Origin of the sequence: Phytohabitans kaempferiae (assembly GCF_042433955.1) — a bacterium.
GTDB lineage: Bacteria > Actinomycetota > Actinomycetes > Mycobacteriales > Micromonosporaceae > Phytohabitans > Phytohabitans kaempferiae.
The window spans coordinates 194,597-220,986 of the sequence record NZ_JBHLUH010000077.1; the positions used below are offsets into that span (position 1 = coordinate 194,597).

The following is a 26,390-nucleotide window of genomic DNA, read 5'->3' on the forward strand; positions in this document are numbered from 1 at the left end:
TCCCGACATCGCTGTCCGCATCGCGTACCTCCTGGGCCGGCCCTCACCCAGGATAGGCATCACTCTCGCGTGGTGCGGAACTCTCGCGTGGTGCGGAACTCTCGCGTGGTGCGGAACTCTCGCGTGGTGCGGAACTCTCGCGTGGTGCGGAACTCTCGCTTGTTGCGGACGGACAGGAGGGCACCGCCCAGCGCCAGTACGAGTGGAGCCGCGACGCCATAGCCGATCCCCGGGCCCCGGGACGCGCGGACGTCGACCATGGCGAGCCCGCTCACGACGGTGTCGACCGAGGAGCCGGCCGCCCGCGCACCGACCAGGTTGGCGGTGAGCATGCCGACGACGCCCATCGCGAGCCCCGCCACCGCGGCCGCCCGCGCCGCGCTGCCGGTGGCCGCCGCCGCGCCCGCGACCAGGCCGAGGACCGCGAAGAGGGCGATGACGTACCACCAGCCCAGCTCCAGTTGGAAGACCGCGATGCCGCCCGACTCGTCCAGGTCGGCGCCGGCCATCGGGATGTCGACCGCCAGCCGGTAGCGCGCCCAGGGCACCGCGAGCGCCAGTAGTGCCAGCCCGAACCCGGCCACCGCGAGCGCGCCGCCACCCACCAACGCAACCTTCCGGGTCATAGTCGGGATCGTCGCATCGCGGTGCCGATTGGGCTAGCGTCGGGCTCATGCCTATCCGCACCGCATCTGCCCGCTGGCAGGGCAATCTCACCGAGGGTTCCGGCACCATCCGCACCGGTAAGGGTGGATTGGAAGGGAACTATTCGTTCAAGTCGCGCTTCGAGGAGGGGGAAGGGACCAACCCCGAGGAGCTCATCGGCGCCGCGCACGCCGGCTGCTTCTCGATGGCCTTCTCGAAGGGCCTCGCCGACGCCGGTTTCCCGCCGGACTCGGTCGAGACGACCGCCAAGGTGCACCTGGACAAGACCGACGCCGGCTTCACGGTCACCCGCGTCGACCTTGAGACGGTCGGCCAGGTGCCGGGCATCGACGAGGCCGAGTTTCTGAAGCTCGCCGAGGGTGCCAAGGCAAACTGCCCCATCTCCCGGCTGCTCTCGCCCGGCGCCGAGATCACGCTCACCGCTCAGCTCGGCTGACCTTCGCCTTCACCGACGGCGCCGGCTCTCCGGCGCCGTCGGTCACCATGCCCTTCGGGCAGAATGAATGCTGTGCCCGTCGAGATGAGCCGGCAGCGGTTCGAAGAGCTGGTCAGCGAGGCCCTCGACGAGGTGCCCGAAGAGTTGCTCCGCCTCATGAACAACGTGGTGATCCTGGTCGAGGACGACTCGCCGCCGGGCGAGCAGGAGCTGCTCGGTGTTTACGAGGGATACGCGCTCACCAGCCGAGGCTGGGACTACGGCGGCGTGCTGCCCGACCGCATCATCATCTACCGCAACCCGACCCTGCGCATCTGCGACAGCGAAGACGATGTGGTCGAGGAGGTAGCGATCACCGTCGTGCACGAGATAGCGCACCATTTCGGTATCGACGACGAGCGCCTACACGAGCTCGGCTGGGGCTGAGCCGCCCCCGCCTCCTGGCTGGGAAAACTCGCCAAACGGCCCAGATCCACTGTTGCCGGCGCGGCCTACCCTCCCAGGCATGCGTAGCGCGTTGTTCTCTGCGGAAAACCTCGAGAAGGAGTCGGCGCAGCCTGGCATGCGGCTGCAAAACTCCAAGATGCTGAAGATCGAGCTCAACGGCGAGTGCATGGCACGCACCGGTGCCATGGTCGCCTACCAGGGCCAGGTCCAGTTCCAGGCGCTCGGCTCCGGCGGCATCGGCAAGTTTCTGAAGCAGAAGCTGACCGGTGAGGGCGTACCGCTGATGAAGCTGACCGGACGCGGCGACGTCTTTCTCGCCGACAGCGCGGCCGAGGTGCACCTGATCGACCTGGAGCACGGCGATGCCCTCTCCATCAACGGTTCGAGCGTGCTGGCCTTCGACTCGTCGCTCCAGTACGACATCAAGATGGTGCAGGGCATGGGCATGCTCTCCGCCGCCGGCCTGTTCAACTGCGTGTTCAGCGGGCAGGGGCGGATCGCCATCACGACGAAGGGCTACCCGGTCGTGCTCAACGTCGACCAGCCCACGTTCGTCGACCCGCAGGCGGCGGTGTGCTGGTCGGCCAGCCTCCAGACCGGCTACCACCGTGCCGAGCAGCTTGGCCTCGGCACGCTGCTGGGGCGGCGCACGGGTGAGGCGTTCACGATGAGCTTCGCGGGGCAGGGCTTCGTCGTCGTGCAGCCCTCGGAGGAGCCGCCGGTGCAGGGGAGCGGCCAGCAGCAGAGCGGTGGCCTGGGCGGCCTGCTCGGCAGCTGAGGTCAGGTGAGGTCGCCGGCGCGGATGCGAGCCAGCCAGGCCGCCGCGTCGGCATAGTCCACATCGGAGAGTCCGGCCGGCGCGGGGACCGGCCGGTCGCCATCGAAGGCCCGGTGCCGCGGGTAGGACCCCAGAAAGCGCACGTCGGCGCAGACCCGGTGCAGCCCTTGAAGCGCCTCGCCGAGCCGGTCCTCGGCGACGTGGCCCGTGCAGTCGAGGAAGAACGCGTATCGCCCCAGCCGCTCGCCCGTGGGCCGCGACTCGATGCGCGTGAGGTTGATGCCCCGCACCGCCAGCTCCATGAGTACGGCGAGCAGCGCGCCGACCCGGTCGTGCGAGATGAAGATCGCCAGCGAGGTGACGTCGTCGCCGGTCGGCGCGGGCGGCGTCCCGGGCTGGGTCACCAGGATGAAGCGGGTCACCGCGTCGGGGTGGTCGGAGATCTTCTCCGCCAGCAGCGAGAGCTGGTAGCGATCGGCACCGATGGGCGCGCAGATGGCCGCGTCGTACTCCCCCTTGGCGGCGGAGATGGCGGCGGCCGAGTTGGAGAGCACGTCGATCACGGTGGCTTCGGGCAGGTGCGTGCGCAGCCAGCCCCGGCACTGGGCGGACGCCTGCGGATGGGCCGCGACGGTGCGGATCTGGTCGAACGCGATCGGCTCGCGCGCGCCGAGCACGAACTCGACCGGGATCACCACCTCGCGCGTGATCGCCAGCGGCGTGCCGTCGATCAGCTCGTCGAGCGTGATGCCCACCGCGCCGCCGATGGAGTTTTCCAGCGGTACGAGCGCCGCGTCCGCCTCGCCGGACCGGATCGCGTCGAGCGCCTCGGGGACGCTGCGCGCCGGCGTGCGCCTCCCACGCACGGCTGCGGGCAGGGTGAGCAGCGCCTGCTCGGTGAAGGTCGCCTCGGGACCGAGGAACATGAAGTGGGTAGGTGGCACGCCCGGCATGACCACCAGCCTAGGGCCTGTTGATGGATCTTGTGGGCGCGCGGGCGAGGTCCACAGGGCCGGCCGGTTGTGGGACTGCGGAGGGTGAGGCTGCGGGAGCAGCGATCTGGACCGCGACGGACAGCGCGGTAGCTCGAATCTGTCTCTGATCTACGCCTGTTTCACAAGGGCATGGCCGGCGTGCGGCGGGCGCGGACCCCTGTGCAGGCCGACCCTAGATCGTGCCGGGCGCCGGGCCCGCTTCGCAGGCGACGACGCGGATGCCGGCCGGTGCGCTGGTGCGCACGGGGATGTTGCAGACGTTGGTGCCGGCGGTGACGAGGGTGAGCGAGCTGGGCGCGCCGCGGGTGACCACCAGCAGCGGATCGCGGCCGCTCAGGGTGATCACGGTGTATTGCCAGGTGCCGGCGCAGATCGGGGTGTCCGAGCGGACGGCGGCCTCGGTGCCGCGGGGGAGCATCCCGGATGTGCGGCGCAGCAGGGCCATCACCTGGGTCGCACTCGGCTGGCCGTTGCACATCGTCGCCCGGGCCTCGCCGAACGTGGGCGTAGCCGTGGCCGAGGCGGTCGGCGGCAGGTCGGCGGCCGGCGGCGGTGGCGATGATGTGGGCGGTGCGGTCTTGGGCGAGGGGACGACGCTGCCTGGGGGATCACGCAGCTCAGGCGGGAGGCCGCAGGCAGCGACAAGCGCGGCAACGGCGATCACAGCGGCGCCGGCACGGGCGGCGCGGGCGTGGGCAGGCACGCGGCTCCTCGAACATCAACGGGCGTCGTTGGACAGCCGAAGGTGGCCGAGGTCCATAGTAGGCGGATACGGCCGTTACACGGCGATCGAGGGCGTGCTCTCAGACTTCGCAAAAGAATGTGAGAGACCCGGACACCGTGCCGTCGTCGTGCAAGGGCGTGGCGATCGCGTCGACGGTGGCCGCCCCGCCCTCATTGCCGGGCTGCACGCGCAGCAGCCCACGGGCCAGCCGACCGGACGAGATGGCGAGCAGCGGCGGAATCTTCTCGATCTCCGTCCCGGGCAGCTCGGTGCGCGCCTGGGTGAAGTCGACGAGGCGGAGCCCTCCGTCGCGCAGGCTCTCCCCGACCGCGTCGGCCGGGGAGCCCAGGCCCAGGAGCTGGCAGGCGGACTCGGAGACCGCCACGATCGCCATCTCGTCATCGATCAGCATGCACGGCTCGCCAGCCGCCGCAACGGTGGGCGCCCACAGGTCGAGGCTGCTGACCTGCTCCGCACGTGTGGCAGCGCGAGCTTCGGGCACGAACGCTTCCGAGATGGAGAGTTCGACGTGCGCCACCCGCGCCTCCAATACGCTCCGCCGGCCAACCGCTACGCTAACCGGTTTCGACGAAGAACGCCGACCCCGATCTTTCCGACGGGTTTGCCCGGTACGGCTGGCTGGGACGCTACCGCCGGACGCTCCCCTTGTCAGCGGCCGTTCGGCCGTCCTCGTACCACCGGTAGTTGGCCGCCGACCGGTACGGAGCGTTGAGCCACGTCGACGGGTGGCGGGCGACCTGGGAAAGCTTTTCCGCCGTCGCGGGGGAGATCTTCTGGCCGCCGGCGACGAGCAGGCGGTCGAGCTCCCGATGGGTCGCCACGAGGCAGTCCTTGGGCAGGCCGTAGACGCTGATCTGGCCCGACCCGACGAAGGTCAGCACGGGCGTGACCGGCACGGTCAGGCCGACCGCGGCGGAGAGCGCCTTGGCGGCACGCTTGGCGTCGCGGCGGGCCTCGGCGAAGTATGCCGGGCGCTTGCCGTTGATCTGCACCACGTCGCCGGCGATCATCACGCGGGCGCGGCCGTGGTCGGCGACGGTGACGGCGAAGATGCCGCTCGGCCCGATCGCCAGGAAGCCGGCCCGCTCGTCGCGCGCCCGGCCGTCGATGTCGACGAACGGGGCCGCCGGCACATCGGTGCGGGGCCAGTCGACCACGTGCCACGCGGGGCCGAGGTGGTCGAGTCGGGTGAGCGCGCGGGCGCCGGCGGCTTCCACGCGCCGGGCACCGCGCTCGGCGCGCCGCCTACGAGCCCACTCCATTGGGGTTGGTCGAACCGCTTCGAGGAGTGCGGGCTGACCATCCCCGGTGGGGGACTGGCCAGCGGGGGGTAGCGCCCGCTGCGGGGGGACAGCACGACGCGCGGGGAAAACGCTCATCACGGACCTCCGGCAAAAGGTCTCTCTAGTTGTGGTTTCACTACGGTACGTGGTTGGGCGGGTACTCAAGAAGGAGTGACGGGGGAGTGAGTGGGGATGAATGCCGCATTCACGACCCGCCTCTTTTGTCAGATGGTGCTACCTGACTGGATACGCTGACCATTGTGGCCCATTACGTGGACAGCGAGGTTGGAAGACTTGTCACAGTGCTCCTCCACCGCCCGGGGCCCGAGCTCGCGCGGCTGACCCCCCGCAACAGCGACTCACTCCTCTTCGACGCGATCCCGTGGGTCGGTCGCGCGCAGGAGGAGCATGACGCCTTCGCCGGCGCCCTGCGCGACCGCGGCGTGGAGGTGCTCTACCTCAGCTCCCTGCTCGGCGAGACGCTCGCGATCAGCGAGGCGCGGGCCGAGCTGACCGACCTGGTGCTCGCCGACCCGCGGCTGGGCGACACACTGCGCCGGCGGGTCGCCCACCACCTCGCCTACCTCGACCCGGTGGGGCTGGCCGACGTACTCATCGCCGGCCTCGCGCACGAGGAGTTGCGGGGTCGCACGGGCGGGCTTGTCTACGCGCTGATGGACCAGCACGACTTCATCATCGACCCGCTGCCGAACCTGCTCTTCACGCGCGACTCCTCGGCCTGGGTACGGGACCGTGCGGCGGTGAGCAGCCTCGCCATGCCCGCGCGGCGGCGGGAGACCACGCTGCTGCACTCGATCTACCGGCACCATCCGCGCTTCGCCGGGACCCAACTTGTGTACGAGCCCGCGCTCGAACCGGTGGAGGGCGGCGACGTACTGCTCCTCGCCCCGGGCGTCATGGCGGTCGGCGTGGGGGAGCGGACCACTCCCGCCGGCGCTGAGCGGCTCGCCCGGCGCGCGTTCGCCGACGGGCTGGCACACACGATCCTGGTGGTGCCGATCGCGCAGGAGCGGGCCACCATGCACCTCGACACGATCGTCACCATGGTCGACGTCGATGCCGTGCTCATGTACCCGAATGTGGCCGACGCCCTCGTGGCGTACACGGTGGTGGCGGGCGAGGACGGCGAGCCGCAGGTGGACGGCCCGGCGCCGTTTCTGCGCGCCGCCGCCGACGCGATGGACCTCGACGCGCTGCGGGTCATCGACACCGGCCTCGACCCGGTCACCGCCGAGCGGGAGCAGTGGGACGACGGCAACAACACGCTCGCGATCGAGCCGCGCCTCTGCGTGGCGTACGAGCGGAACGTGGAGACCAACGCCCAGCTCGAACGCGCGGGCATCGAGGTGATCTCCATCCCCGGCTCCGAGCTGGGCTCCGGCCGGGGCGGGCCGCGGTGCATGTCGTGCCCGATGGTCCGCGACCCGCTGAAGCCGGCGCGCTAGCGCAACGTCAACTGGCGGCCCAGCAGGCCCTGCTTGGCGCGGCGGGCGGCCGAGTCGAGCTGGCTGTCGTCGGCGAGCGCGTCGGCGTACCGCTTGGCGAAGTCGGCCACGGGCGCCTCCCACTCGGCCGCCTCCGGCTCGCGCGGGATGTCCCACACCGGCACCAGGCGCCCGTGGGCACGGAACATGCCGGCGAACTTCGTGCCGTCACCCAGCAGCAGCTCGCCCACACCGGCGAGCCGCGCGAGGGCGTTGAGGGCGGCGTCTTCGTCGTCGGGCAGGACCCAGCGCACGTGACCCTTCTCGGGTACGCGGCACCAGTACGCCGCTTTGGCCGCCGCCAGCCGCACGGTGGGGTAGATCGAGGCGTTGGCGCGCTCGAGCGAGGCCTTGACGTTGGGGTCGTCGGCCGCGTCGGCGTCGAGCCAGAACTCGAACGTGTCGTGCATGGTCACGTCGAGCGCGCCGTCGACCAGGATGTCCTGGAGGCGGGGGCCCTGGCCGGGCAGGGCCGGCACGGCGACGGTGCCGCCCGGCTCGGTCTCCAGCGCGGAGAGGATCGCCACCGCGAGGTCGCGCGAGATGTCGCCGGACTGCACGTGGCGCTGGAGCCCGACGAAGACCCGGCCGTCGGGCTTGGTCATCGCGGGCCACGCCATCGGGAGCACGGTGGCCAGGGTGACCGACCGCTCACCGTACTGCTTGACCAGCTCGGGCGTGAGCTGAAGGGGCGCCGATGCGGCCGGGACCAGCTCGCGCAGCGCGATCCACTCGGCCTCGTCGGCCAGGCCCTCGAAGGGGCGGGGTACGAACACGTCGCGCAGCTTCTGGCGCTTGGGGGCGGCCTCGGCGGGCCGGGAGTTCTTTCGACGCTTACTCACGGCGCACCAGCCTAGGCTCTACGAGCGCGGCGTGGGGCCAAAGGCGCGGCCGATCACGGACTTTCCCGCCGTTCGTGGACGAAACTGCTCGACAGCTCGGCCCAGACGCTCTGCCCGAGCCCGTCGCGGTCGACGCCCCACCGGTCGGCGAGCGCGGCGACGATGCTCAACCCGCGCCCGTCGATGGCGTCGGTGGCGATGGCCCGGATCCGCGGCTGCTCGGTCATGGCGCCGCCGTCGGTGACCCGCACCTCCACGCTGTCGCGCTCGACCCCCACCACGGAACCGGCAGGCCGCAGCCGCCAGGCGACCCGTACGACGCCGCCGGGCAGCGGGCTGGCGTGGCGCACCGCATTGCCGACCAGCTCGGCGAGCACAGCGACGGCATCGGCGAGGAGAGTGGGATGGACGGCACCGCGCAGCTCGGTGGTGAGGCGTTGCCGGGCGATTCGCGCGCCACGGGGGTGATGCGGGATGACCACGCACCAGGCTCGCTCGGCCACTGCCATCGAGACCATCGTGCCTCCTGCCCTCACCTATCCGCGCGGGAGTCGCACCTCTGCGACGGTACCGCCCCCGGTGCGAGGACGGAGGGATACCCACCCGTTTTGTCGCTCAACGATCCTTCTAACGAGATAGAGGCCCAAACCGGTCCCTGGATACCTCCTCCGGTCTCCCTGCTCGCCCTGCCAAAAACGATCAAAGGCCCGCTCGACGTGCTCCGGTCGTACCCCGATGCCGCGATCACTAACCCGGAAGACCACCGTGCGTTCCTCCGCCTCGGCGGTGACCTCGATGATCGTGCCGGGATTGGAGTACTTCTCCGCGTTGGTCGCCAGCTCGGTAAGCACCGTCGTCATGCTGGCCCGGTCGCCCAGCGCCTTGGGCAGGTCGTCGGGGAGCGTGAGGACGAGGCGGCGACGCAGGTCGGCGGGGAGCGCGCCGGCCGCGGTGCGCAGGGCATCGACGAGGTCGAACGGTGTGGGCGGCGCCCCGCCCACCTGACCCCCGTCATTGGCGGCGGAGAGCAGCCGGTCGACGAGGCGGGCCAGCTCGCCGGCGCGCAGCCCGATCACGCGGGCCGCTTCAAGCCGGTCGAGCTCGGAGAGCGAACCCCAGTGGTTGCTGAGCGTGTCGGCGTATCCCTTGATGACGGTGACCGGCGTGCGGAGCTCGTGGCTGGTCACCGCGACGAAGAGGTCGCGGTCGTGATCGCGCCGGTATTGGTCGGTGGTGTCGCGGAAGGTGACCACGCGCGACTCGTACGCCCCCGGCAGCTCGCCCGCCGTGATCTTCAGCCAGCGGCCGTCGTCGAGCCGGTGGTCGAGCACCTGGCCGGGCGCGGGCACCGGAAAGGGCAGCCGCTCGCCGAGCATCTTGTCGGCCGGGATGCGGGTGACCTGCTCGGCGGCCGGATTCCACAAGCGGATGCGCAGATCGCGGTCGACCACCGCGAGACCGTCGGCGAGCGCGGCCACGACCGGACCGTTGCCGTGCGTGGGCAGGCCGGCCTGGTCGCCGTAGAGGTGGGCGATGCAGCTCGCGAGGTAGGTCATCAGCGAGTGGTGCTCGGTGGCGGCACCGGCGCGATCGGCGAAGTACGCATACAGGCTGCCGATCGTCGCGCCGCCGATCTCGGTGCGCGCGTGGATGGCACGGTGGACGCCGCGGGCGCGGAGCTGGAGGGCGAGCGCGCCGTCGAGCGCCTCGACCGGCAGGTCGCTGCTGGGCGGGCCGGTGATCAGTCGCACGACCGCGGGATCGCCCGGGTCGACCGGCCGGCCCAGCGCCCAGTCGGTGGCCCCGCTCGCCGCGATGATCCGGCCGCCGGACGGCCCGTACTCCACGAAGGCCATGCCGTCGGCGTGCAGTGCGCGCTGGCCAAGACCCAGCAGGTGGCCGACCATCGGCAGCCCGGACGCGCCCGAGTTGGCCATCTCGATGACGACGGCTTGGCCGGCGATCAGAGCGGCGTAGTCAGGGCTCTCCGGCATGGATCAGAGTCTGCCCTGTGGGACTCCCGTTTCGCTATCGCCGGACTTCGCGGATCGCACAGAGTGCCCGTCCCGGTCTGCCGCGGTATCCCACGCCTCACAGCACGCGAGCCGGCTGACCATCCTCGCTGACCAGAGCGCGGCCGCTGGCGGCCCAGTCTTGCATGCCGCCAACGAGATTGCTGACGTTGTCCCAACCGTTGCCGAGGAGGTAGGCCACCACCTGGCCGGAACGACCGCCGGAGCGGCAGACCACGACGATGTCGCCCTCGGTGGGCAGCTCGGACAGCCGCACGGGGATGTCCATCATCGGCATGTGGTGGGCACCTGGCGCGTGGCCGGCCTGCCACTCGTCAGGCTCCCGCACGTCGAGCAGGTATGCGCTGGCGGGGATCTCCGCCGTGGTCACGGTGGGAATGTGAGGTCCGAACACAACGCCACAATAACCAGGAGTACCGGTACCGCCGCTAAAGTTTGTTGATCCACTTGGGGTTGGCCGTCGCCCATCCGGCCACCTCGGCGCGGGAGAGTGCGGTGAAGAGGCCGGCCGATGGTTCGTCGAGCAGCGCGTACGAGGTGCCGCCCACCGTCTCCGAGTGGGCCGGGATCTGGAGCCCCACCAGGTCGTTTCCGCGCAGGCCACGCATCGCGAAGATCAGGTCCTGGAGGGGTACGCCGTTGGTGTCCACGGTCAGCGAGGCGCCGACGGCCCGGATGAGCTGGTCGAGCTTGATCGGGTCGGTGGCGAGGCCCTGGTCGGTCGCCTTGACCATGATCGCCTTGAGTAGCTGCTGGTGGTGCCGCTGCCGGTCGAAGTCACCGGCCGGCAGGTCGTACCGCTGGCGGGCGTAGTCGAGCGCCACCGGACCGGACATCTGCTGGCAGCCCAGATCGAAGGTGTGTCCGGTGTGGATCGAGCGGGTACGCGTGTCGACGCACATCGTCACGCCGCCGAGCAGGTCGACCACGCGGCGGAAGCCGGCGAAGTCGATGATCGCGGCACCGTCGAAGTTGACGCCGGTGAGCTGGGTGAGGGTGGCGGAGAGCAGTGGCGCGCGGCCGTACTGGAAGGCGGCATTGATCTTGTCGGTGCCGTGGCCGGGGATCCGCACCTGGAGGTCGCGCGGGATCGAGATCAGGTACGCCTGGCGCAGCCCGGCCGGGATGTGCGCCACCACGATCGTGTCCGCCCGCTGCCCGCTTCCCGGGTCGGCCTCCCGCAGGTCGGAGCCGACGAGCAGGTAGTTGAGCGGGCCGTGCGTGGCCGTGTGTCGTTGCCGCGCCTGCTCGTCGAGCAGCCGCTCCTGGGCGACCGAACGCTCGTAGCGCTCCACGAGCAGGTGCAGCCCCACGCCGCCGAGCGCCGAGACCAGCACCAGGGAGATTCCGACGCCGAGTACGGCCTTCGCCCAGCGGGGAGCCCTCGGCTGACCCGGTGCCTCCGGTGCCGTGGCTTCCTGTTCGTTGCTGGACGTCGCTCCTCCCGGACCAAGGTGCGGGCTCCTGAGGCCAGCCTAAGGTCCGATTTGCGGAGTACGCGGCGATGTGCGAGAAAGTGGACTACGCCTTGGAGACGAACCCGGGGTTGGCGATCACGAATTCGGCGAGCCGGCCGTCGCGCACCGCCGCCAGCATGTCCATCGACTTCTCGGTGAGCTGCTGGTATTCAACCCCGCCGATCTTCACGGTGTTGAACTTGCCCTCGTTTGTCCGGGTCATCACCAGGTCGTTGGCCGCGACGCCGCGCAGCGTGAAGATGAAGTCTTCGACCGGGATGCCCTGAGTGTCGAGCACGAACGCCTTGCCGGCCGCCTTGATGACGTCGTTGAGCTTGAGCGGGTTGGTGATGATGCCCTTGCTCGTCGCCTCCTTGGCGATGGCCTTGATGAGCTGCTGCTGGTTGTTTTGCCGGCCGTAGTCGCCGTCGGACAGGCTCTTGCGGATGCGGGCGTAGTCGAGGGCCAGCTCGGGAGACATCCGGCGACAGCCCTTCTCGTGCACGACCGGCTTGGCGCCCGGCGGCAGATCCTGGATGCCGACGCCCTCCTTGTACCAGAGCTTGTAGATCTTGCCCTTCTTGTCGATGCCCAGGTGGATCGACTCGGCGCGCTCGGAGACGCACATGTTGACGCCGCCGAGCGTCTTGACCACCGACTCGAAGCCGGCGAAGTCGATGATGGCCGCGCCGTTGAACTTGATGCCGGTGAGAGAGTGGACGGTCTGCGCGAGCGAGTCCACTCCCCGGGCGCGCTTCTCCAGCTCGGTGCCGCCGCCCTGGTAGCCGTACGAGAAAGCGGAGTTGATCTTTTCGGTGGAGCCGCCGTAGCCGGTCTTCGGATAGGCGGGAATCTGCACCCGCCAGTCGCGCGGGATGGAGACCAGGTAGGCCTGGTCGTGCGAGGCGGGGATGTGCAGCACGACGATCGTGTCGGCCAGCACGGCCGTCTCGGAGCTGCCCTTGGGCCGGGCGTCGATGCCGACCAGCAGCAGGTTGACCGGGCCGTCGATGTTGTTGCCACCGGGCTGGGCGGCCGCCGCCGCGGCGCCGCCGAGCAGGTTGGTGGTCTCGATCTTGGAGGTCGCGCTGCCGATCACGACTCGGGCGCCCACGATCGCGGTGCCGCTCATCATCATGAGCACCGCGCCGAATATGACCGTCAGCCGTGCCCACAGTGGGTCCCGCCGACGTTTGCGCGGAGCGGGGACGTCCGTGCCGGGGCGCCTCTGGCCGCGCTCCACCTGCATTCTGAGGTCCGATCGCCGGGGGTCAGGTCCAGCGCGCAAGATACAGCCGCCGGGGATATGGAAGGTTAACAGCAGATGGCGTAGCGGCAAACATCCAGCTACGCCACCGACCGCTATCGATCAACTACCCGGTTTCGGTGCCGGGGAGGCATTGGCGGCTACCCATTCGTCCATCTTGTCGGCGGCCATCGCCTTGTACATGGCCAGCGCATTCTCCCGGTCGGAGACCACCACCGACTCGCCGTTGATGGTCTCACTGCCCTTGTGCGGGCTGGTGACGAAGTGGAGGTTCTCGCCGCGCAGGCTGCGGAACTGGATCGCCATGTCGATCAACGAGAAGCCCTCGTCGACCGTCACCGCGTCGGTCGTCGCCTTGAGGAACGAGTTGAGCTTCTTCGGGTTGGTGAGCGTGCCGGTGCTCGCCGCCTTGTCCATCAGCGCCCGCAGGAACTCCTGCTGGTGCCGCATCCGGGCGAAGTCGCCCTCGGGGAACTGCTTGCGCTGGCGGATCCAGTCGAGCGCCTGCTCGCCGTTCATGTGCCGGACGCCCTTGTGGAAGGTGCGGTAGGGCTTGTGGATCGAGGTGATGGTGCGCTCCACGGTCAGGTCGACGCCACCGAGCGCGTCGGTGACCTCCTTGAAGCCGGCGAAGTCGATCGCCATCACGTTGTCGATGTGTACGTCGGTGAAGCACTCCACCGTGCGTACCGCCAAGGGGAGGCCGCCGAAGGCGAAGGCCGCGTTGATCTTCGCGCGCTGGCCGCTGCCGCAGTCGGCGCCCGCGCTTTCCGGGATCGGCACGTACAGGTCGCGCGGGATGGAGACCAGGTATGCCTTGTCGTGGCTCGACGGAATGTGCATCACGATGATCGTGTCGGCGCGCCACTCGCTGCCCTGGTCGACCGGCGCGTCCGGGTCGCGGGAGTCGCTGCCGACCAGCATGATGTTGAGCGTCCCGTCGACGGTCTTGACCGGCCGCCCACCGGTGAGCTCGGAAAACGGATTGGTGCGGGCCAGGTCGTCATCCAGCCTGTTGACGTACGCCCAGGCGCCCAGCGTGCCGAGCACGCCGAGCACCAGCACCGCGATGCCGGCGACCAGCGCGATCCGGCCCCAGCGCGGACGCAGGCGCGGCTTGCGACCACCGGGGTAGACCCCGCCGCCCGGCCCACCGGGTCCGCCCGGACCACCAGGCCCCCGCCCGCCAGATCCAGCGGAGCGTGGCCTTCCGGGGGCCGCCCTGCCAGGCACGTGTGCGCGACCGGAGATTCGTCCTGAATCGGGCTGCTTCATGCCCGGAACGGACGCTCGGCCGGAGCTGCCGCCGTAAGGAGACCTGGTCGCTGCCATAGAACTCAGGGTAGGTCGGGATTACGAATCCGCCTCTTAGCCAACGCCGAGGCGGCACAAACCCGGGAGTCTCAGCCGACGCGGTGGGCGCTCACCTTGCCGACACGCTGGGCGAAGTGCTCGATCGTGCGGCGCAGCCCTTCTTCGACTCCCACACTGGGGGCGAAGCCGAGGCGCGTGCGGGCGAGCGTCAGGTCGGGGCGGCGCATCTCCGGGTCGTCGGCGGTGCGCGGGAGGTAGGTGACCACCGAGTCGCTGCCGGTCAGCCGGATGATCAGCTCGGCCAGCTCGCGCATCGAGAACTCGTCTTCGGTGCCGCAGTTGATCGGCCCGGTCTCGGTCGAGTCGAGGAGCAGCAGGATGCCGCGCACCAGGTCGTCGACGTAGCAGATCGACCGGGTCTGCGAGCCGGTGCCGTGCAGCGTGATCGGCTGGCCGCGCAGCGCCTGGGTGATGAACGTGGGCACGGCCCGGCCGTCGTCGGGGCGCATGCGCGGCCCGTACGTATTGAAGATGCGCACGATGCCGACGTCGAGCCCGTGGTGCCGGTGGTAGGCCATCGTGGCTGCCTCGGCGAAGCGCTTGGACTCGTCGTAGACGCTGCGGACGCCGACCGGGTTGACGTTGCCCCAGTACGACTCGGGCTGGGGGTGCACCTTGGGATCGCCGTACGCCTCGGAGGTGGAGGCGAGGATGAACCGGGCACCATCCTTGAGCGCGCGGTCGAGCAGGTGGAGCGTCGCCTGAGAGCCGACCCGCAGGATCTCGATCGGCAGCGTGGCGAAGTCGGTCGGGCTCGCCGGCGAGGCCATGTGCATGATGGCGTCGAAGCGCTGGGCGAGCGCGGGGTGATGGTCGGGCAGCCCGTCGGCCACATCGGCCTCGACCAGCGCGAACCCGGAGTGCTCGGCCAGGTGGGCCACGTTGTCCTTGGTCCCGGTCACGAAGTTGTCGACGGCGACCACGCTGGCACCACGGGCGAGCAGCGCGTCGACAAGGTGCGACGGCACAAACCCCGCACCCCCGGTGACGAGGACGCGGTGACCTGCTCCGAATCGCGGGACTACGACCATGAGCGCAAGCCTACCGATTGATACCCGCAGCCTCGTCCCTACATACCCCGACAGCGGCGCCGGGGCTTCGCCGAGCGCTCGAAGCGGGCCGCGGACCGCCGGGACGGGACGGACCCGCGCGACTGTGGGCAGGCCGCGCGGGTCCGTCAGGAACGCCGGGTTCGTCAGTGCGCGCCCGCACCGGTGAGGGAGCGCACCTCCAGCTCGGCGTACTTCTCCTCGTCGGATTCCTTGGAGAGCATCGTGCCGATCCAGCCGCAGAGGAAGCCGAACGGGATCGAGATGATGCCGGGGTTGGACAGCGGGAACCACTGCCAGTCGGCATCCGGGAACATCGAGTTGGGCCGGCCCGACACCACGGGCGAGAAGAAGACCAGCACCACGGCGGAGAGCAGGCCGCCGTAGATCGCCCACAACGCGCCCGAGGTGTTGAACCTCTTCCAGAAGAGGCTGTAGAGGATGGCCGGCAGGTTGCCGGAGGCGGCCACCGCGAAGGCCAGCGCGACCAGGAAGGCCACGTTGAGGCTCTGGGCGAAGAGGGCCAGCACGATCGAGATCGCGCCGATGGCGAACGCGGCGATCCGGGCCACATTCACCTCCTGCTTCTCCGAGGTCTGGCCCCGCTTGATGACGTTGGCGTAGAAGTCGTGCGCGAGGCTCGACGACGACGCGAGTGTCAGGCCGGCCACCACCGCCAGGATCGTGGCGAAGGCGACCGCGGCGATGACCGCGAGTAGCACCGCCCCTCCGGTGTCGCCACCGAGGAAGTCGATGCCGAGTTGCTCGGCGAGCTGGGGCGCCGCCGTGTTGCCGGCCGCGTTCTGCTCGCGGATGGCGTCGCCGCCCACCAGCGCCGCCGCGCCGAAGCCGAGCGCGAGGGTGAAGAGGTAGAAGGTGCCGATGATGCCGATCGCCCACAGCACGCTGCGCCGGGCCGCCCGGGCGGTGGGCACCGTGTAGAAGCGGATCAGGATGTGCGGCAGGCCGGCGGTGCCGAGTACCAGCGCGATGCCCAGCGAGAAGAGGTCGACCTTGTTGTAGAAGGTCTGGGTCGCGTTGTTGGCGACCTCGACGCCGTAGTACAGGCCGGGCTGGAGGAACGCCTCGCCCTTGCCGGACTGGTCCGCGGCGGCACCGAGCAGCGAGGAGAGGTTGAAGTTGAACTTCGCCAGCACGAGTACGGTCATCAGCGCCGCGCCGCCCATGAGCAGGAACGCCTTGACGATCTGGACGTATGTGGTGCCCTTCATCCCGCCGACCGTGACGTAGATGATCATCAGCGCGCCGACCAGGATGATCGTGGCGATCTTGGCGGCGTCGGCGTCCATACCCAGGAAGGTGGTGCCGGGGCGGATGCCGAGCAGCAGCGCGACCAGCGCGCCCGCGCCGACCATCTGGGCGATCAGGTAGAAGATCGACACGGTGATCGTGGAGACGGCGGCCGCCGTACGCACCGGGCGCTGCCGCATCCGGAACGCGAGCACATCGGCCATCGTGTACTTGCCCGAGTTTCGCAGCAGCTCGGCGACCAGCAGCAGCGCGACGAGCCACGCCACCAGGAAGCCGATCGAGTACAGGAAGCCGTCGTAGCCGTACAGCGCGATGAGGCCGGCGATGCCGAGGAACGACGCGGCGGACATGTAGTCGCCGCCGATCGCCATGCCGTTCTGGAAGCCGGAGAAGGAGCGGCCACCGGCGTAGAAGTCGGTCGCCGTCTTGGTCTGGCGGCTCGCCCACACCGTGATCGCGAGCGTCGCCGCCACGAACACGAGGAAGAGCGTGATGGTCAGCGTGCGGGCGGTGCTGTTGCCCGCCTCCGCCGCGAGGACGATCTGGTTCATGCGGCGTCCTCCTCCTTGAGCTCGTGCGCGATCTTGTCGGCCAGCGGGTCGACCCGGCGGGCCGCGTACCGGGAGTACAGCCACGCGATCAGGAACGTGGACACGAACTGGAGCAGGCCGAAGACGAGCGCCACGTTGATGTGGCCGACGATCTTGGTGTCCATGAATCCGCGGGCGTAGGCGGAGAGGATCACGTACAGCGCGTACCAGAGAAAGAAGGCCGCGGTCATCGGAAAGATGAAGCCGCGCAGGGTCTTGCGCAGCGTCGTGAAGTCCTCCGACCGCTGGACCTCGAGGTACCGCTCGGAAGCCGTGGAAGCGGGAGCGGGGGTATCCGTCGTCATGCGAGTTCACCACCTTCACAGGCGTAGGCGGGTGTCGGCTGGACCGTAAGAAGGTCGGTACGGGCGACGGAACCCGTGACCGCGATCACGGTCGTCGATTGCGCCGAACGGTTGTCTGCCTGCGCCGAGTGACGTGGATCACGCCGGTTACCGGTAGGTGTCGGACGGGCGCTACCGCAATTCCCGGTAGCGGCCCCGAAAGTGGATCAGAGGGGACTCGTCCGGCCCGACCTCGACCGCCTCGATCGTCGCCTCGACCAGGAGCCCCCAGCCGAACTCGCGGGAGCTGTCCAGCCGGCAACCGACCCACGTGCCAACGTCGGCGGGGACCGGGCCGTACGGCGTGTCCGTCCAGTCGTACCCCCGGAAGAGGCCACCGGGCGCGGGCAGGATGCCGGCGAAGCGGTCGGCGAGCTGCTTGTGCGCGTCGGTCAGCGGCGCGACGGCGAAGCGGCCGGCGGTGCTCGCCGCGGCCCAGACATCGGACTCGTCGTCGATGATGCCGAGTAGCCGCCCGGGCTCGCCGCCGGCGACCACGGTGGACGAGACGGTGAGGCCGGCCGGGCCGGGCGCGGTCCAGAGGGTCACGGTGGAGGCCAGGCGGCCGCGCAGCTGGCGCACCGGCGAGCGAGCCTCCGCGGGCGTGGCGAAGGGGTCGGTGCCGTGGATCTTGGCCCCGGGCTCGGGAGGGATCACGTTAACCATCTTCGTTCATACCGCGACTGACCGCTCAGCGCCTCGGCGTCACGGCCTGCAGCAGCTCGGGCATCTGGCGTTCGAGCATGTCGCCGACCAGGTACGTGCCGAGCCAGGCGGCGCCCACGCCGTACGCGATGCCGACCGGTGCGGCCAGCCACAGCCACGCCGCCGCCTCGCCGGCGAGCGCGGTGACCACCACGACCGGGATCGCCACCGCCGCCGCCCCGACCAAGCCGAGGAGGCTGAGCATGCTCTTCGCCACGCCGGAGCCGGTGTTGATGGCGAACGGGTTGGAGGTCTCGGGCAGCGCGTACGCGCCGTGCAGCGACAGGAAGAGGTTGACCGCGAGCCCCGAGCCGTACGCGGCGCCGAGCGAGCCGATCATCACGCCGATCCAGCCCGGCTCGCGCAGGAAGGCCGCCACGATCGCCGCGATGACCAGCAGGAGCGGGCCGGTGTACACGGTGAACGCCACCAGCCGGGCGCGCAGCTCCACCGCCCCGGGCACGCCGGCCACCACGTTCGCCGCGTACGCGCTGCCGTCGTAGCCGAACTGGTTGGCGAGCGTGGCCGCGGCGAGTACGCCGACGAACACCATGGTCAGGCTGATCACCAGCGCCGAGGTGGCACCGGCGAGCCCGCCCGAGCCGAGGTTGATCATCACGGGCATGACCACACCGATCACCGCGAACGTGATCAGGCCGGACCGCCGCCGCGCGTCCCGCCACCAGTAGCGGGCCTCCCGGGCGACGAGCGCGCCGTAGCGGTTGCGCGGCAGCCACACCATGCCGCGCGGGAAGAGTTGCGCCACCGCCGAGGCGGAACTCTCCTCCGCCGTGGCCTTCGTCGGCCCCGCGCTCTCCGCGCCCACCATCGCGGACTCCAGCGTCCGCGACCACCACCACAGCAGCCCGGCGACGGTCGCACCGGCGATGAGCAGTTTCAGGGGTACGGCCCAAGCCCGCCCTTCGGCGACGTCGATGCCCATCGTGTACGGCGCCGCGAGCGGGGTCCAACCGAGCACGCGGGCCGGGCCGATCAGCCGGTCCCAGTCGGTGTTCTCGGCGAGCGCCATCACGCCGAGCTGCGCCGGGGCGAGCAGCGCGGCGAGGCAGGCGAGCAGGATGGCGGCCAGGTCACGCACCTTGCGGGACCGGAGCATCGTGGCGAACGCGCTGGTCACCGCACGGCTCGCCGATACGCAGACGAGCAGACCTGCAGCCGTGCCGACCACCTGCACGAGGGCCGCGCCCCAGCCGCCGAGCAGGGCCGCCGAGACGACCAGCCCGCTCGTCGCGATCACGGCGGCGACGGCCGGGATGCCGATCAGGGCCGCGGCCAGCAGACCGGTGACGAGCGTGCGGCGGCGCAGCGGCAGCAGGGCGAAGCGGGCCGGGTCGAGCGTCTCGTCCACGCCGAAGAAGACGAGGGGCAGGAGTACCCAACCGACGACGAGCAGCGCCCCGCCGAGCGCCGAGACGAGCACGGCCGCGTCGAGGTCGTCGGCGAAGCCGGGCGCCGCGAGCAGGAGGCCGGCGGTGACCGACCACCAGAGGCCGATCACCAGCCCGATCAGGAAGAGCGCTATCCGCCATCCCTTCCCGCGCATGTTGTTGGCCGTGACCCGCAGCTTGAGCCGGACGAAGAGCGCGACCGAGGGCTGCCGCTGGGTCAGTGATGCCGGCCCTCGCTCCGCGAGGGCGGTGTGCGCGCCTTCCGTGCCGCCCCAATTTGTGGGGTCTGCGGGCGGCGGCTCGCTCACAGCCATGCCAGCTCTTCGCCCGTGGCCGTACGCCCGCCGACCACCTCGACGAACACGTCCTCCAGCGAGCGGCCGCCGCGTACCTCGTCGATCGTGCCGACCCGCTTGATGGTGCCCTGGGCCAGGATCGCGACGTGCGTGCAGAGCCGCTCGACGACCTCCATCACGTGGCTGGAGAAGATGACCGTGCCGCCGCCCGCCACGTACCGGTGCAGGATGTCGCGGATCAGCGCGGCCGACACCGGGTCGACCGCCTCGAACGGCTCGTCGAGCACCAGCAGGCGCGGCGCGTGCAGAAGCGCGCAGGCGAGCCCGATCTTCTTCTTCATGCCGGCCGAGTAGTCGACCACCAGCGTCCGGCCGGCGTCGGCGAGCGCGAGCACGTCGAGCAGCTCCCTGGCCCGCTGGTCGACCACCGCGGGGTCCATGCCGCGCAGCAGTCCGCTGTATGCGAGCAGCTCGGCGCCGCTCAGCCGGTCGAAGAGGCGTACGCCGTCGGGCAGCACGCCGAGCAGCGCCTTGGCCCGCACCGGGTCGCCCCACACGTCGTGCCCCAGGACCCAGGCCGCGCCGGCGTCCGGCCGCAACAGCCCGACAGCCATCGAGAGGGTCGTCGTCTTGCCGGCGCCATTGGGGCCGAGCAGGCCGTAGAACGAGCCGGCCGGCACGTCCAGGTCGACCCCGGCCACGGCCACCTTCGCATCGAACCGCTTGACCATCCCCCGGACCGCCAGCGCGGCATGTTCACCAGTCCTCACCTACCCGACGGTAGCCGCTACCAGGCGGTGCGGCGCGGACCGCACGCCTCTGACCAGGGATACGAGGTGTCGGGATGGTCACCGAGCGCGTGCCGGGCCCGGTCGGTGCCGAGGTTCCAGGCCCGCCAGTCGCTCTCCTGGCCAAGGTCGCGGGCGACGTCGCCGAGCGCGCAGGTGCGGAGCGTGGCGGGCAGCCGGTCCAGCGCGGGTACGGCGTCGGCGGAGAGCTCGGCCAGGTACGCCACGTCGATCCGGCCGGTCTGCTCGTACCGGTGCACGTTGCGGTCGGCGATGAAGTGGTCCGGGTCGAGGAGGGCGAGCCCGACGAGCGCCGCCACGCCGCTGCCGACCGCCGCCTGGGGCAGCCAGCCGGCGCGCAGCCGTACGCCCGCCACGAGCACCATCACCAGCACCGAGCCGAGCCACAGCACGCAGGCGCTGACCAGCAGGCGGAGCCGGGTGAAGCCGTACGCCTCCTCGTAGGTGTGCATCCGGAAAAGCGCGGACGCCACGATGACCAGGCACAGCGCGGCGAGCCCGCCGAGCAGGACCCGTACCAGCAGCCGGTCGCGCATGGAGAACGGCTTCGTCAGGTAGTCGTCCGCCCCCACCGCGAGCCCGACGAGCAGGTCGGTCTCGTCGTCGCGCGCGGTGAGCATGAGCACCGGCACCGGCCGCTCCGCCTGGATCCGCCGGCACACCTCCAGCCCGTCGAAGCCGGGCAGCATCACATCGAGTACGACGAGGTCGGGCCGCATCTGACCGGCGATCTCCACGGCGCTCGGCCCGTCGGCGGCGATGCGTACGGTGAAGCCCTCAGCGCGCAGCCGTGCCGCCACCGAGTCTGCGATCGTCCGTTCGTCCTCCACCACCAGCACACGACGCTCGCTCATGTCCGGCACTCTATGCACCGTCAGTGGAGACCTCCGGCGCGAGTTGTGAACAACCTGTGGAGAACCGGTCAGTCGTACTGCAAACGCTCAGAGGCGGAGGGATTCGGGGGCGTGGAGGCGCAGCATCGTCGTGCCCACGTCGGGCGGGGTGCGGCGGCGTGTGGCCAGGGAGACCACCACCATCACGGCGAACGCGAGCGGCACCGTCCACGCCGCCGGCTGGGCGACCAGCGCCGCCGACCAGCCGGTGAGCGGCGGGCCGAGGATCGTCACCAGCACCGCGCCCACCGCGGCCCCGCCGCCGACCAGGATGCCCGCCGCCGCGCCGAGGTCGGTGAGGCGGCGCCACCAGATGCCGAGCACGAGCAGCGGGCAGAAGCTGGACGCCGCCACCGCGAACGCCAGCCCCACCACCTGCGAGACGTCGAGGCTGGCGACGTTGAGCGCGAGCACGACCGGCACCAAGCCGGCGATGAGCGAGGCGAGGCGGAAGTCGCGTACGGAGCCGCGTTGGGCGGGCCCACGGTCGCCGGCCCGGGCGGCGAGCACGTCGGTGGAGACGACGCCGGCGACGCTGGTGAGCAGCCCGGAACTGGACGACAGGAACGCGGCGAACGCGCCGGCCGCGACCAGGGCGGCGAGCAACTGCCCGAGCAGGCCCGAGCCGACGACCGCGCCGGGCAGGAGCAGCACCACCGCGTCGGTCTGGCCGGTCATCAGCAGTTGTGGCGTGTAGACGCGGCCGAGGACGCCGTAGAGCGTGGGCAGGAAGTAGAAGAGGCCGACCAGCGCCAGCACCACCAGCGTGGTGCGGCGGGCGGCGGCGCCGTTGGGGTTGGTGTAGAAGCGCACGAGTACGTGTGGCAGCCCCATCGTGCCCAGGAAGGTCGCCAGGATCAGGCTGTACGTGCCGAAGAGCCCGCCCGGCTCCTGCCCCGGCAGCAGCCAGTCCATCCCCATCGCGGTGTCCACACCAGACACCTGCGGCACCGGGTCACCGGCCTGGAAGGTGAGTTCCTCGCCGGGTCGTACCTCCTCTGTGGACCCATCGGGAAAGGTGAGGGTCGCGCGGTCCTCGATCACGACGGTGGTCGTGGTGGGGAAGGTGAGGCCGTCGGGCGGGTTCACCGGCGGACGCCCGTCCGCCTGCCAGTGCAAAACCAGAAACATCGCGGGTACGGCGAGCGCGGTGAGCTTCAGCCAGTACTGGAACGCCTGCACGAAGGTGATCGCCCGCATCCCGCCGAGCGCGACGTTGGCGGTGACGACGACGCCGACGAGGAGGGCGCCCAGCTCGTACGGCCCGCCGGTGACTGTGGTGAGCGTGAGGCCGGCGCCCTGGAGCTGCGGCACGAGGTAGAGCCAGCCGATGAAGACGACGAACGCGGTGGCGAGCTTGCGCAGCCCGCGCGAGTGCAGCCGCACCTCGCAGAAGTCGGGCAGCGTGAAGGCCCCCGAGCGGCGCAGCGGCGCGGCGACGAAGAGCAGCAGCGCGAGGTAGCCGGCGGCGAAGCCCACGGGGTACCAGAGGACGTCGACGCCGTACTTGAGGATCAGCCCGGCGACGCCAAGGAACGAGGCGGCCGAGAGGTATTCGCCGCCGATCGCGGCCGCGTTCCAGGTGGGGCTGACCACGCGCGAGGCGACCAGGAAGTCGGACGTGGTGCGGGCCAGCTTGAGCCCGTAGAAGCCGATCGCCAGCGTGACGAGCGTGACCGCGACGATCGCCGGCACGGTGTACGGATTGTCCATCAGCGCTCCGGCCGGCGGACCACCGCGGTGAAGTCCTGCTCGTTGCGCTCGGCGAGGTGGACGTACGCCCAGCCGACCAGGCCCAGAAACGGGAACGAGCCGACGCCGAGCAGCAGCCACGGCAGGCTGATGCCGAAGACGTCGACCGCGCTGGTCGTGGGCGCGATGGCGAAGAGCAGCGGCAGCGCCCCAAGCCCGATGGCCACCACGACCGTGAGCCGCAGCGCGAGGGCGAGCTGGGCGCGGACCAGCCCGCGCACGAGCGCCTCCCCCACCTGGGTCTGCTCGGCCAGCTCGGCCCTGACCCGATCGTGGTCGCGGCGGCGTACCACCTCGGCCAGCACGATCCTGGTCCGCTCTGGCGCGTCGGCGCCGCTGGGCTGCTCCATGTCCGGCAGTCTCACTCACCGTCGCCCGATGTCAAGCGCCAGCGACGCGATGGCCGTGCGAATGCCCGTGTCCGCGGGGACGCGGTCGGCCCGCCCACTTGTCGGGTACAGCCTGTGGATAATTACGCCGCCTGTGGATAATCAGGAAGCCCTGTGGATAACTGGCGCCTGTGGATAACCGAACGATCTTCCGCCAATTCCGCCAGCATGTGGAGGCATGACGATGGCCGCATCACTCATACCGCACCACGAGTTCGGCGCACCATGGACGATCGACGACCTCAAGGATCTCCCCGACGACGACGGCAACCGCTACGAGATCTACGACGGGAGCCTGCTCGTGACCCCACACGCCGGCAAGTTCCACGGCAACGCGACCAACCGGCTGCACGGCCTGATGGCGCGTCAGGTGCCCAAAGAACTCCTTGTCGGCCAAAGCGTTGGCGTGAGCAGAAAACGCACGTCCTATTTCATTCCAGATCTGTTCGTCGTTAGCGAGGCGGCCTGCGCCGAAGACGGCGATGCTTTTCATCCCACCGACGTGCTCGTCGTGGTAGAAGTGCTTTCGCCCAGTAACGCCCGCCAGGATCTCATCCTGAAGCGTGACGAATACGCCTTGGCCGGCATCCCGCTCTACTGGATCGTCGACCCGAGGCAGCAGACCCTGACGGTCCTGGAGTTGGCCATCGACGGCATGTATCGAGAGGCGCAGGTCGTGCGCCCGGGCGAGGTGTGGCGCACCGACAAGCCGTTCCCGCTCGCCTTCGACCTCGCGGAGATCTTCTAGACGCCTCGTTCAAGCCCGACCGAGCGGGAGCCGCGGGCTGCGCCACGACCGACGCCGCGATGGCTGGCTCTAGGGCGTGTTTCATGAGGGTCGGTCGAGCCGAGGCGGAGTCCAGGCGGCGTCCGGTGCCGCCGGTCGTCGTCTGGGCCCGCCGCAGGCCGGGCATGCTCTTATGAAACACGCCCTAGCGGTTCCAGTCTTGTTTGGCGGCGCGGACGAGCTTGTCCTTCAACTCGCGTGTGTGCCGGCGGGAGACCGGCAGTTCGGTGTCGTCGACCACCACGACGTATCCGGAGCCGGTCAGCCGCAGCTCGGCGATCAGGCGCAGCTGCACCAGGTACGACCGGTGGATGCGGACAAATCCGGCGTCGGCCCAGCGCTCGGCCAGTGTGGCCAGCGGCACGCGCACGAGATGGGAGCCGTCGGCGGTGTGCAGGCGGGCGTAGTCGCCCTGCGCCTCGACCCACCGCACCGCCGAGCGGGGCAGCATGCGCGTGGTGCCGGCCAGCTCGACCGGGATCGTCGGGTCGTCCTCGGCGCGGGGCGCGGCGGTGGGGCCGGCCGGCACGACGCGCGAGCTGACCACGCGCCGCAGCGACTCGCCGATCCGCTCGGGCTGCACCGGCTTGCGCACGTAGTCGGTGACGCCGAGGTCGAAGGCGTCCACGGCGGCGTCGTCGTACGCGGTCACGAACACGATCGCCGGCGGCCGGGCGAAGCGGCGCAGCACGCGGGCGAGCTCCATGCCGTCGAGGCCGGGCATGCGGATGTCGAGGAAGACGACGTCGACATCGGTGTCGCGGAGCACGCGCAGCGCCTCGGTGGCGTCGGAGGCGGTGTGCAGGCGACCCACGCGCGGGTCGGTGCGGAGCAGGTAGGCCAGCTCGTCGAGGGCCGGCGGCTCATCGTCGACGGCGAGCACACGCAGGAAGGCGGTCACGGGCTCGTCCTGACCGCGGGGTGAAACTTCGGCACTCGCATGCTCACCTTCATACCCGCTCCGACGTCGGTCTCGACCACCAAGCCAAACTGTTCACCAAACACCGAGCGGAGTCGCTCGTCTACGTTGGACAGTCCGACATGGCCCGAGTCGTGGCTGTCGGCGGCCTCCGCGACCCCGGCCACCAGCACCGCCGGGTCCATGCCCACGCCGTCGTCCTCGACGGTGATGTGGCACTCGGCCCCGGCGTCGCGGGCCTCGATGCTCACCATACCCACGCCCGGCTTACGCGACAGGCCATGCCGCACAGCGTTCTCCACCAGCGGCTGGAGGCAGAGAAACGGCAGCCCCACCGGTAACACCTCGGGCGCGATCTGGAGCCGCACCTGGAGGCGGTCACCGAAGCGGGCCCGCTCGATCGTGAGGTACCGGTCGATCGAGCGCAGTTCCTCGGCGAGCGTGGTGAAGTCGCCATGCGAGCGAAACGAGTAGCGGGTGAACTCGGCAAACTCCAGGATCAGCTCGCGCGCCCGCTCCGGGTCGGTGCGGACGAAGGAGGCGATGGCGGAGAGCGCGTTGTAGACGAAGTGCGGGCTGATCTGGGCGCGGAGCGCGCGTACCTCGGCGCGGGCGAGCAGTTCCCGCGACGAGTCCAGCTCGGCCAGCGCGAGCTGTGCGCCGGCCCAGCGGGCGGTCTCCAGCGTCGCCTGCACGAGGCCAGGCGCAGGCTGGTCGTCGGCGATCGCCACGAGCGCGCCGGGCGCCGAGCCGTCAGGGCCGGTCAGCGGCGCCACGACCGCACCGCGCACCGGGCAGTCGACGCGGTCGCAGGGCAGCTCGCCGGGGCCGAGCACGGTGGAGCGGCCGGCGGTGAGCGCCTTGCGGGAGGCGGCCGTCAGCTGGTCGGAGTGGTGCGTGCCGCGGCCGTCCAGCGCGAGTACGGAATCCCCGTCGACCAGCGCCAGGCCGGGCGCGCCGACGAGCGCGCGGAGGTGCCGGATCGCCTTCGCGGCGCTCGCCTGGTTCAGCCCGGTGCGGAGCGGGTCGGCGGCGAGGCCGGCGGTGTGCAGCACGTCGTACGTCGCCCGCTGGGTCGCGGTGGCGATGCCGCGCCGGGCGCGCAGGCGGGCCACCGCCCAGACCGCCGCCGCCAGTGCGCTGATCAGCGCCAGGACGGCTACCGCTGCGGAGACGTTGGCGCTCACGCGCAGATCATGGCATCCCGGGCAGGTCGGCTGCGGATCTAGGACGGCGTCCACCGGCGTCCACCGGCCCCCAGCCGCTGGCCACCGGCCTCAGCGAAGCCGGCGAAGGTCACCGGACGACGATCGGCGGCATCGGACGAAAGAACACATACCACCGGACC

Annotated in this window: 28 protein-coding genes; 5 read left to right on the plus strand and 23 right to left on the minus strand. The window is 70.6% G+C overall.

Annotated features, from left to right (window positions below; genetic code table 11):
* Positions 1 to 59: 59 nt before the first annotated feature.
* Complete coding sequence (locus ACFFIA_RS35645; RefSeq protein WP_377260018.1) at positions 60 to 626, minus strand: hypothetical protein; 567 nt, start codon at positions 624 to 626, stop codon at positions 60 to 62.
* A gap of 47 nt (positions 627 to 673) precedes the next feature.
* On the opposite strand from ACFFIA_RS35645, the gene ACFFIA_RS35650 reads away from it, so the two are divergent.
* The 3 genes from ACFFIA_RS35650 (at position 674) to ACFFIA_RS35660 (ending at position 2,327) form a co-directional block, all read left to right on the plus strand.
* Positions 674 to 1,102, plus strand: a complete 429-nt coding sequence (locus tag ACFFIA_RS35650) for an OsmC family protein (protein WP_377260021.1) — start codon at positions 674 to 676, stop codon at positions 1,100 to 1,102.
* Between the two features lie 63 nt (positions 1,103 to 1,165).
* Positions 1,166 to 1,528 (plus strand): metallopeptidase family protein, encoded by a 363-nt coding sequence (locus ACFFIA_RS35655; protein WP_377260024.1) that lies wholly within the window; start codon positions 1,166 to 1,168, stop codon positions 1,526 to 1,528.
* Positions 1,529 to 1,607: 79 nt separating this feature from the next.
* A complete protein-coding gene (locus ACFFIA_RS35660; RefSeq protein WP_377260027.1) occupies positions 1,608 to 2,327 on the plus strand; it encodes an AIM24 family protein in 720 nt (239 codons plus the stop codon).
* A gap of 2 nt (positions 2,328 to 2,329) precedes the next feature.
* Here ACFFIA_RS35660 and pheA read toward each other — a convergent pair whose 3' ends face one another.
* From pheA to ACFFIA_RS35680, 4 genes are all read right to left on the minus strand, one after another.
* Positions 2,330 to 3,280 (minus strand): prephenate dehydratase, encoded by a 951-nt coding sequence (gene pheA, locus ACFFIA_RS35665; RefSeq protein ID WP_377260030.1) that lies wholly within the window; start codon positions 3,278 to 3,280, stop codon positions 2,330 to 2,332.
* A gap of 214 nt (positions 3,281 to 3,494) precedes the next feature.
* Entirely contained in the window at positions 3,495 to 4,025 is a 531-nt protein-coding gene (locus tag ACFFIA_RS35670; RefSeq protein ID WP_377260033.1) for a hypothetical protein, read from the minus strand.
* Positions 4,026 to 4,125: 100 nt separating this feature from the next.
* Positions 4,126 to 4,584 carry a PAS domain-containing protein gene (locus ACFFIA_RS35675; RefSeq protein WP_377260035.1) on the minus strand — a complete coding sequence of 153 codons (459 nt, stop codon included), beginning with the start codon at positions 4,582 to 4,584 and terminating at the stop codon, positions 4,126 to 4,128.
* Positions 4,585 to 4,693: 109 nt separating this feature from the next.
* Positions 4,694 to 5,446 (minus strand): hypothetical protein, encoded by a 753-nt coding sequence (locus tag ACFFIA_RS35680; protein WP_377260037.1) that lies wholly within the window; start codon positions 5,444 to 5,446, stop codon positions 4,694 to 4,696.
* Between the two features lie 161 nt (positions 5,447 to 5,607).
* Between ACFFIA_RS35680 and ACFFIA_RS35685 the strand changes: the two genes are divergently transcribed.
* Entirely contained in the window at positions 5,608 to 6,816 is a 1,209-nt protein-coding gene (locus ACFFIA_RS35685) for an arginine deiminase (protein ID WP_377260301.1), read from the plus strand.
* Here the strand turns inward: ACFFIA_RS35685 and ACFFIA_RS35690 are convergent.
* The 16 genes from ACFFIA_RS35690 to ACFFIA_RS35765 all read right to left on the minus strand — a co-directional run bounded on the left by ACFFIA_RS35690 (position 6,813) and on the right by ACFFIA_RS35765 (position 23,297).
* Positions 6,813 to 7,697, minus strand: coding sequence for a DUF5926 family protein (locus tag ACFFIA_RS35690; protein ID WP_377260039.1), 885 nt, complete (start codon positions 7,695 to 7,697; stop codon positions 6,813 to 6,815). The genes ACFFIA_RS35685 and ACFFIA_RS35690 overlap by 4 nt on opposite strands.
* Positions 7,698 to 7,750: 53 nt before the next feature.
* Positions 7,751 to 8,206: an ATP-binding protein gene (locus tag ACFFIA_RS35695; RefSeq protein ID WP_377260041.1), complete on the minus strand. Its 456-nt coding sequence runs from the start codon at positions 8,204 to 8,206 to the stop codon at positions 7,751 to 7,753.
* A gap of 27 nt (positions 8,207 to 8,233) precedes the next feature.
* Complete coding sequence (locus tag ACFFIA_RS35700) at positions 8,234 to 9,691, minus strand: sensor histidine kinase (protein ID WP_377260043.1); 1,458 nt, start codon at positions 9,689 to 9,691, stop codon at positions 8,234 to 8,236.
* A gap of 97 nt (positions 9,692 to 9,788) precedes the next feature.
* Positions 9,789 to 10,124, minus strand: coding sequence for a rhodanese-like domain-containing protein (locus ACFFIA_RS35705; protein WP_377260045.1), 336 nt, complete (start codon positions 10,122 to 10,124; stop codon positions 9,789 to 9,791).
* 34 nt (positions 10,125 to 10,158) lie between these two features.
* Complete coding sequence (locus tag ACFFIA_RS35710) at positions 10,159 to 11,067, minus strand: LCP family protein (RefSeq protein ID WP_377260047.1); 909 nt, start codon at positions 11,065 to 11,067, stop codon at positions 10,159 to 10,161.
* Positions 11,068 to 11,251: 184 nt separating this feature from the next.
* The gene (locus ACFFIA_RS35715; RefSeq protein WP_377260303.1) at positions 11,252 to 12,325 is read right to left on the minus strand and encodes an LCP family protein; all 1,074 of its coding nucleotides are present in this window, start codon (positions 12,323 to 12,325) and stop codon (positions 11,252 to 11,254) included.
* A 231-nt stretch (positions 12,326 to 12,556) separates the two neighbouring features.
* A complete protein-coding gene (locus tag ACFFIA_RS35720; RefSeq protein WP_446686992.1) occupies positions 12,557 to 13,786 on the minus strand; it encodes an LCP family protein in 1,230 nt (409 codons plus the stop codon).
* Positions 13,787 to 13,857: 71 nt separating this feature from the next.
* Positions 13,858 to 14,859: a UDP-glucuronic acid decarboxylase family protein gene (locus ACFFIA_RS35725; RefSeq protein WP_377260051.1), complete on the minus strand. Its 1,002-nt coding sequence runs from the start codon at positions 14,857 to 14,859 to the stop codon at positions 13,858 to 13,860.
* A gap of 164 nt (positions 14,860 to 15,023) precedes the next feature.
* Entirely contained in the window at positions 15,024 to 16,700 is a 1,677-nt protein-coding gene (locus tag ACFFIA_RS35730; protein WP_377260053.1) for a monocarboxylic acid transporter, read from the minus strand.
* Positions 16,697 to 17,044 (minus strand): DUF485 domain-containing protein, encoded by a 348-nt coding sequence (locus ACFFIA_RS35735; RefSeq protein ID WP_377260055.1) that lies wholly within the window; start codon positions 17,042 to 17,044, stop codon positions 16,697 to 16,699. The genes ACFFIA_RS35730 and ACFFIA_RS35735 overlap by 4 nt, the downstream gene beginning before the upstream one ends.
* Before the next feature lie 171 nt (positions 17,045 to 17,215).
* Positions 17,216 to 17,749, minus strand: coding sequence for a flavin reductase family protein (locus tag ACFFIA_RS35740; protein WP_377260057.1), 534 nt, complete (start codon positions 17,747 to 17,749; stop codon positions 17,216 to 17,218).
* 25 nt (positions 17,750 to 17,774) lie between these two features.
* Complete coding sequence (locus ACFFIA_RS35745; protein ID WP_377260059.1) at positions 17,775 to 19,511, minus strand: ABC transporter permease; 1,737 nt, start codon at positions 19,509 to 19,511, stop codon at positions 17,775 to 17,777.
* Positions 19,502 to 20,224: an ABC transporter ATP-binding protein gene (locus ACFFIA_RS35750; RefSeq protein ID WP_377260305.1), complete on the minus strand. Its 723-nt coding sequence runs from the start codon at positions 20,222 to 20,224 to the stop codon at positions 19,502 to 19,504. Before ACFFIA_RS35750 ends, ACFFIA_RS35745 begins: the two co-directional genes overlap by 10 nt.
* Positions 20,225 to 20,280: 56 nt before the next feature.
* Positions 20,281 to 21,156 carry a DUF4153 domain-containing protein gene (locus tag ACFFIA_RS35755; protein ID WP_377260061.1) on the minus strand — a complete coding sequence of 292 codons (876 nt, stop codon included), beginning with the start codon at positions 21,154 to 21,156 and terminating at the stop codon, positions 20,281 to 20,283.
* Between the two features lie 87 nt (positions 21,157 to 21,243).
* Positions 21,244 to 22,908, minus strand: coding sequence for a sodium/solute symporter (locus ACFFIA_RS35760; RefSeq protein WP_377260063.1), 1,665 nt, complete (start codon positions 22,906 to 22,908; stop codon positions 21,244 to 21,246).
* On the minus strand, positions 22,908 to 23,297 hold the full coding sequence (locus tag ACFFIA_RS35765; protein ID WP_377260065.1) for a DUF485 domain-containing protein: 390 nt from the start codon (positions 23,295 to 23,297) through the stop codon (positions 22,908 to 22,910). Before ACFFIA_RS35765 ends, ACFFIA_RS35760 begins: the two co-directional genes overlap by 1 nt.
* 217 nt (positions 23,298 to 23,514) lie before the next feature.
* On the opposite strand from ACFFIA_RS35765, the gene ACFFIA_RS35770 reads away from it, so the two are divergent.
* On the plus strand, positions 23,515 to 24,084 hold the full coding sequence (locus tag ACFFIA_RS35770; protein WP_377260067.1) for a Uma2 family endonuclease: 570 nt from the start codon (positions 23,515 to 23,517) through the stop codon (positions 24,082 to 24,084).
* Between the two features lie 184 nt (positions 24,085 to 24,268).
* Here the strand turns inward: ACFFIA_RS35770 and ACFFIA_RS35775 are convergent, their stop codons facing one another.
* Positions 24,269 to 25,024, minus strand: coding sequence for a LytR/AlgR family response regulator transcription factor (locus ACFFIA_RS35775; RefSeq protein ID WP_377260069.1), 756 nt, complete (start codon positions 25,022 to 25,024; stop codon positions 24,269 to 24,271).
* Positions 25,021 to 26,229, minus strand: a complete 1,209-nt coding sequence (locus ACFFIA_RS35780) for a histidine kinase (protein WP_377260071.1) — start codon at positions 26,227 to 26,229, stop codon at positions 25,021 to 25,023. Before ACFFIA_RS35780 ends, ACFFIA_RS35775 begins: the two co-directional genes overlap by 4 nt.
* Between the last annotated feature and the right edge of the window lie 161 nt (positions 26,230 to 26,390).